This is a genomic window from Streptomyces sp. NPDC054847, assembly GCF_053610925.1.
Genome location: NZ_JBSGZJ010000184.1, coordinates 1 through 7392, shown reverse-complemented (window position 1 = coordinate 7392; position 7392 = coordinate 1). Strand labels below are relative to the sequence as shown.

5 protein-coding genes are annotated in these 7392 nt (G+C 74.1%); all 5 read left to right on the top strand.

All coding sequences use genetic code 11. The features are described from left to right. The first annotated feature begins 273 nt into the window (after window positions 1-273). Window positions 274-2175, top strand: coding sequence for an acyl-CoA dehydrogenase (locus ACWGH4_RS19365; protein ID WP_453462216.1), 1902 nt, complete (start codon window positions 274-276; stop codon window positions 2173-2175). A gap of 38 nt (window positions 2176-2213) precedes the next feature. After that, the gene (locus ACWGH4_RS19360; protein ID WP_441267573.1) at window positions 2214-3065 is read left to right on the top strand and encodes a 4'-phosphopantetheinyl transferase superfamily protein; all 852 of its coding nucleotides are present in this window, start codon (window positions 2214-2216) and stop codon (window positions 3063-3065) included. Window positions 3066-3324: 259 nt separating this feature from the next. Further along, window positions 3325-5430 (top strand): condensation domain-containing protein, encoded by a 2106-nt coding sequence (locus ACWGH4_RS19355; protein ID WP_453462213.1) that lies wholly within the window; start codon window positions 3325-3327, stop codon window positions 5428-5430. 63 nt (window positions 5431-5493) lie between these two features. Next, a complete protein-coding gene (metK, locus tag ACWGH4_RS19350) occupies window positions 5494-6717 on the top strand; it encodes a methionine adenosyltransferase (RefSeq protein WP_453462210.1) in 1224 nt (407 codons plus the stop codon). Between the two features lie 30 nt (window positions 6718-6747). Further along, window positions 6748-7392, top strand: a 645-nt coding sequence (locus ACWGH4_RS19345; RefSeq protein ID WP_453462207.1) for a PfkB family carbohydrate kinase, incomplete at its 3' end; no start/stop codon positions are given.

Here is a 7392-nt window from a genome sequence, read left to right as displayed (position 1 = left end):
GCCGCAGCCCTTCCTCGTGCCCGGCGGAAGGGCGGACGGAGGTCCGCTCGAGACGCACTCGAATTTCCCTCGCGTCACGCTCGAACACCGCTCGCGCCATGCTCGATCGCGAATCCGGCCCGGACCGTTGAACTGCGGATGTGATTTGCGGACAGAAAGCCCTGGGTGGGTTCGTGTCCACGGGACCCGGACCCCACGTCGAGCGCCGGTCCACCGGTCCTCGACCGCCCTCACCGAAAGTCCTGCGTACGTGCAGAGTAAGGAGTGTTCGAGGTGCTGGATCAGAACGCTCACCCGCCGCATGCGAGTGCCGTCGCCGTCCCGGCGCTTGCCGCGCACGCCGCGGGCCGGCCGGCCCGGGACCCCGACCGGCACACGGCCCGGGACCGGGACCCGGCCCGCGACCCCGGCCGTGAGCGAGGCCGGACACCGGCCCCGGCCCCGGCACCGGACGTGGACGCGGAGGCGGACGCGGTCCGGCGCGCCGCCCGGCTCGAGATGCTCCTCGGCGACCCGTACGACCCCGCCAACCCGCACGGACTGCGTGCCCTGTTCGCCGCCGACGACCGGCGCACCCCGCCCGCGGAGACCGAGAGCCTGCTCACCCGGGCGGGGCTCGGCGCCGAGTTCGTACCCGCCGAGTACGGCGGCCGGCTCACCCGGGCGGACCTGCTCGCACGCGTCCTGCGCCCCCTGTTCCGCCGCGACGTCGCCCTCGGCTTCGGCGCCGGTATCACCTCGCTGTTCGCCGCCGGCGCCGTATGGGCGGCAGGCACCGACCGACAGCGCCGTCACCTCGCGGACCTGCTCCTCAGCGGCGGGCGGGCCACGATCCTGCACCACGAACTCGCCCACTCCAACGCGATCCTGCGGCACGAGTTCACCGCCCGCACCGCGGCGGACGGCGACTACCGCCTCGACGGCCGCAAGGACGTCATCATCAACGCCGCACGCGCCGACGCGCAGATCGTCTACGCACGCACCGCCCCCGCCCGCGGACCACGCAGCCACTCCGTGCTCCTCCTCGACCCCGACCGGGCCCCGCAACAGCCGCCGGCCGTACGCCACCTGCCGCGCGTCACCACCCCGGGCATGCGCGGAGCGCTCTTCTCGGGGCTGGAGTTCACCGACTACGCCGTTCCCGGGGACGCCCTCGTCGGCGGCACCGGCGACGGCGTCACCCTGGCCCTGCGCACCTTCCAGGTCAACCGCAGCCTGATCTGCGGCGTGGTCACCGCGGCCGCCGACACCGTCCTGCACTCCGCCGTACGGGCCGCGACCACCGGCCGCAGCGGCCCCGTCGCACGCCGCTGGCACAAACCGCTGACCGGCGTCTTCGCCGACCTGCTGGCCTGCGACAGCATGTCCACCGTCGCGCTGCGCGCCCTCAGCCTGCTGCCCGACCGGGCCCACATCTTCGCCGCCACCGTCAAGTACGTGGTGCCCAACCTGCTGCGGGAGGACCTGGAAGAGCTCGCCACCGTCCTCGGCGCACGCGGCTACGAACACGACAGCCCCGAGTACGGCGCCCTCGACAAACTCGTACGGGACCTGCCGGTCGCCGGCCTCGGCCACGCCGGAACCGCCTCCTGCCAGGCCGTGATCGTCCCCCAGCTGCGCACCCTGGCCGAACGCTCCTGGTTCGCGGAGGAGGAGCCGCCGCCCGAACTGTTCCGCCGCAGCGCCCCGCTGACCCCGCTGCACTACCCGTCGCTGGGCATCGCCGGCGGCGGAGACTTCATGGCCGCCTCCCTCGTCGGCTCCGCCGCCCGGCTCGGCGCCTCCCGCGGTGTCGGCGGGCACATCGCCGCCCTCGCCGACCTGGCCGAAGGGTTCGTCACCGAACTGCGCGCCCTGCGCGACCAGTGCCGCCGGCTGCCCGCCTACGGCACCACCGCCCTCGCCGACCCGGCCGTGTGCGTCCTGAGCGACCGCTACAGCCTGATCCTCGCCGCTGCCGCGGTCCTCGGCGTCTGGGAGGGCCAGGACGGCGCCGACCCCTTCCTCGCCGACCCCGCCTGGGCCGTGCTCGCCCTGTCCCGGCTCGGCGAACGGCTCGGCATCCCGGTGCCCCGCCTGCCCGACAGTTGCCCCGAACACGTCCTGGACGAACTGGTCCGCCGCTATCGGACAGGCCGCAGCTGCGACCTGGACGCGACCGCCCTCGCCCAGTGACACCCGCACGGGCCGCGACACAGGGAAGGACCAGCCCCTTGACGAGAACCGAGGCGACGCCCGCGCAGTGGACCGACGCCGAACGCATCACCGAACCGATCCACGTCAGCGGCCCCGACGGACCGTGGGACCGGGTCCGCGAAGGCATGGACCTGCGTGGCAACGCCGTCGTGCACACCACGTGGGGCGAATGGCTCACCGGCGCCGTCGCCGACCCCTCGCTGCGCCCGCTGCTCGGCCGTGACTGGCAGCGCTACCGGCACACCTCGGACCCGACCATCCGCTACCGCTTCGTCGCCTCCCGGCTGGCCACCAAGTTCACGGCCGCCGCCGCGCTGGGCACCGCCCCCGCCGACCTCGACCTCGCCTACAAGATCGGCGGACGGCCCTATCTGCGCGGCCTCGACCAGATCGACGTGAGCCTCACCCACACCGACGACCTGATCGCCGTCGGCATCAGCCGCAACGGCCGGATCGGCGTCGACGCCGAACCCGCCGACCGGCACATGTCGTTCGACCTGCTCCAGAGCCATGTGTGCACCCCCGCCGAACGCGCGGAACTCGAAGCGCTGCCGGACGACGCGCGCAGAGCCGGACTGCTGCGGCTGTGGACCCTCAAGGAGGCCTACACCAAGGCCCTCGGCCAGGGACTGCGGCTCGGCTTCACCGAGTTCGGCTTCGGCGTCGACACCGGCGGGCTGTACGCCCCGGACGGCGCACCGGCCGCCCGCGGCGAGTGGGCCTTCGCCTCCCACCGTGTCCTCGGCCGCTACCTGATCAGCGTGGCCTGCCACGACGCCGGCCTCGACACCTCCCGCGACACCGCGGCCCGCACCATGCTCGACGAAGGCTTCATGGGCGCCGTCGCCGGTCTCCTCGACCCGCCGTGACGGGCCCTCGGGCGGTTCCGGACCGGGCCGGTCCGTGGTGTCCGGCTTCCGGGTGCCCCTCCGCGGACCCACACCTCCGCCACCACCCGCCCGGCAGGGGCGAGGGGGCCGCGACGCACCCGGGGCCCGGCCGCCCCGGAGGGCGAAAAGCACGTCCGACCGCGGTGTCAGCGCCGTATCAGGCCCGTATGGGCGGGCCCTCGCATACTCGTTCCGAGCTCGCAGAGAGGGGAGGGAGGGGGCGTGCCCCGTACGGACCATGACGACCGATCACTCCTCACCCATGTCCCGGAAGTCGCCGGACAAGCCGATGGCCGTGGTCCTCGACCCCGGAAAACCCCCCTACGACACCCCGCCCGTCCTGGAGCTGCGCGGCCCGCTGGACACCGGCCGCATCGAGGCCGCTCTTGAACGGATCGCCGCCCGCCGCCCGGACACCCCGCCCTGGCAGCACCGGCTCCAGTACCTGGGGCCCGGGCTGCACGCACTGAGCATCACCCCCCAAACCCCCGGCGCCTCCGGCGACTTCCCGGTCGGCCTGCTGGCCGACCTGCTCACGGACGCGTCGACCGGCCGAGCGCCCCTGCGTTCCGTCGCGGCCGCCCCGCTCCAGCGCGACCTGCTCGCCGACGCCGACGCCCACCCCGGCACCGACCGGCACGTCGAACAGCTCACCTGGACCTGGCACGGGCCGCTCGATCCCGACCTCTTCGCGGCCGCATGGCAGTCCCTCTTCGAACGGGACAGTGTGCTGCGCGCCGCCTTCGACGACGGCCCCGAACCCCGGATCGTGCTGCACGAACAGGTCACCCCCGACATCGTCCGGCTGCCGCACACCCACGACTGGAACCTGCTCGTCGCACGCGACCGGCGACGCGGCCTCGACCCGCGCCGCCCCGGACCGCTGCGCATCACTGTGCTCGACGGCGGGCCCGCCGCATCGGACCCGCCCCCGCCCGTGCGGCTGCTGCTGACCTACCACCAGGCCCTGCTCGACGAGTGGAGCGTACGGCTGCTGCTGCGGGAGTTCTGCCGCGCCTACCTGGCCGGCGGCCGGCTGCCGGGCGGCGAACGCCGCCCCGACCTGGGCGACCACGCGGCCTGGCTGGCGCGCCAGGACACCACCGCGGCCAAGGAGTTCTTCGCACGCGCCGCGCCGCCGCCCGAAGCCGCCCACTGGCCCGAGCCCGCCGGACCCGCGACCCCGGCCGCCGGGCCTGCCGGCACGGGCCGTGCCCGGCTGCGGCTCACCCCCGCCCGGACGACCCTGCTCCGCGAGTGGGCCGCCTGCTGGGGCAGCACCGAGAGCGGCGCACTGCAGGCCGTGTGGGCGCTGCTGCTGTACGCGGCCACCGGATCGGCCCGCCCCGAACCGGTCCGCTTCAGCGTGACCGTCTCCGGACGGGGCATCCTCCTCGAGGGCGTGGAGCGGCTGCCCGGCGCCCTGCGCAACCCCCTGCCGGTGACCGTCACCGTCGACCCCCGCTCCAGCGTGCCGCACCTGCTGGCCCAACTGCGCGACCGGGTCCTGGACATGGCGGCGTACGAATGGGTCTCCGCGGGCCAGATCCGTGCCTGGACCGACGCCCCGGCCAGGGCGACGGCCCACCCGGGCAGCCTCGTCGTCTTCGACGCCGGCCGTCCCTCCCTGGACCCGCCGGCCGCCGAACTCGCCGCCCGGTCCGTCCGCGTCGGCCCACCCGAACCGCAGGGCGCCCGCACCGCGTTCCCCCTCACCCTCGCCGCCCACCACGACAGCGACGGGGCCCTCGTGGTGACCGCCACCTACGACCGCGCCCTGCTCACCGGCATCACCGACGTCCTCGGCCGCGCCGCGCACCTGCTGCACGACCTGCCCCGCGTCGGCGACGAGTCCTTGACCATCGCCGACGTACTGGCCCTGCCGGCCGGCACCGGACCGCACACCGGCACGGCGGCCCTCACCCTCGAGCCGCCGACCGGGCCCGCCACCGACGACGAGACGCCCGGCGCCCCCGCCCTCACCGTCCTGCGCCCCGCCCGCGACGCCGGCGCCGGCACCGTCTGCCTCCTCGCGGCGCACGGCACGCCACGCTCCTGCTACGAACTGCTCGCCCGCTCCTACACGGGCCCCGAAGCGCTCGTGCTGCTGGACCCGGTCCCCGACGACCCGCACGCCCGGTACAGGGCGCTGCGGCCGCTGACCGACGCGGGCGGTCCCCTCGTGCTCGGCGGGTTCTCCGGCCACGGACCGGCCGCCCACGACATCGTCCGCCTCGTCGCGGCCGACGGCGGCCGGCCGCCCCTCGTGGTGCTCACCGGCCCCGCGACCGCCGCCGGCGACCTCGCCCGCCTCCTCGAAGCCGTCGCCGGCCGGGCCGGGTGACCACCGGGCGGTGAGCGAGCCGACGAACCGACCGTCCAACCGACCGCACACATCTGGAGAGTCATGTCCCGACGTCTGTTCACCTCGGAGTCCGTGACCGAGGGCCACCCCGACAAGATCGCCGACCAGATCAGCGACACCGTCCTCGACGCCCTGCTGCGCGAGGACCCCACCTCACGCGTCGCGGTGGAGACCCTGATCACCACCGGCCAGGTCCACATCGCCGGCGAGGTCACCACCAAGGCGTACGCGCCGATCGCCCAGCTGGTCCGCGACACGATCCTGGCCATCGGCTACGACTCCTCCGCCAAGGGCTTCGACGGCGCCTCCTGCGGTGTCTCCGTCTCCATCGGCGCGCAGTCCCCCGACATCGCCCAGGGCGTCGACACCGCGTACGAGAAGCGGGTGGAGGGCGCCGCCGCGGGCGACGACGCGGACGAACTCGACCGGCAGGGCGCCGGCGACCAGGGCCTGATGTTCGGCTACGCCACCAACGAGACACCCTCGCTGATGCCGCTGCCCATCGAGCTCGCCCACCGCCTCTCCCGCCGGCTCACCGAGGTCCGCAAGGACGGCACCGTCCCCTATCTGCGCCCCGACGGCAAGACGCAGGTCACCATCGAGTACCAGGGCAGCCGCCCCGTCCGGCTCGACACCGTCGTCGTCTCCTCCCAGCACGCCGCCGACATCGACCTCGGCTCCCTGCTGACCCCCGACATCCGCGAACACGTCGTCGAGCACGTCCTGGCCGCTCTCGCCGAGGACGGCATCAAGCTCGAGACCGACAACTACCGCCTCCTGGTCAACCCCACCGGCCGCTTCGAGATCGGCGGCCCGATGGGCGACGCCGGCCTGACCGGCCGCAAGATCATCATCGACACGTACGGCGGCATGGCCCGCCACGGCGGCGGCGCCTTCTCGGGCAAGGACCCGTCCAAGGTCGACCGCTCCGCCGCCTACGCCATGCGCTGGGTCGCCAAGAACGTCGTGGCCGCCGGTCTCGCCGAGCGCTGCGAGGTCCAGGTCGCCTACGCCATCGGCAAGGCCGAGCCCGTCGGCCTGTTCGTCGAGACCTTCGGCACCGCGACCGTCGCCCAGGACCGCATCGAGAAGGCCATCGCCGAGGTCTTCGACCTGCGCCCGGCCGCCATCATCCGCGACCTCGACCTGCTGCGGCCCATCTACGCCGCCACCGCCGCCTACGGCCACTTCGGCCGTGAACTGCCCGACTTCACCTGGGAGCGGACCGACCGCGCCCACCGGCTCAAGGCCGCGGCCGGTCTCTGAGACCCGCCCGACCTGTGAGGAGATCCTGACGTGCGCATCGCTGTCACCGGTTCCATCGCCACCGACCATCTGATGGTCTTCCCCGGCCGGTTCGCGGATCAGCTGATCCCCGACCAGCTCGCTCATGTCTCGCTCTCCTTCCTGGTCGACAACCTCGAGGTGCGCCGGGGCGGAGTGGCGGCCAACGTCGCCTTCGGCCTCGGCAGCCTCGGCCTCACCCCCCTGCTGGTGGGCGCCGTGGGCGGCGACTTCGCCGAGTACGAGGTCTGGCTCAAGGAACACGGCGTCGACACCGGCCCCGTCCTGGTCTCCACCGAGCACCAGACCGCCCGGTTCATGTGCATCACCGACCAGGACGCCAACCAGATCGCCTCCTTCTACGCGGGCGCCATGCAAGAGGCCCGCGACATCGACCTGTGGCACCTGACCACCACCGGCGCCCGCCCCGACCTCGTCCTGGTCTGCCCCAACGACCCGGCCGCGATGCTGCGCCACACGGCGGAATGCCGCGAGCTGGGCCTGCCGTTCGCCGCCGACCCCTCCCAGCAGCTCGCCCGCCTGGAAGGCAGCGAGGTACGCGACCTCGTCGACGGCGCCCGCTGGCTGTTCACCAACGAGTACGAGGCCGCCCTGCTGCTGGAACGCACCGGCTGGGAACACGCCGACGTCCTCGCC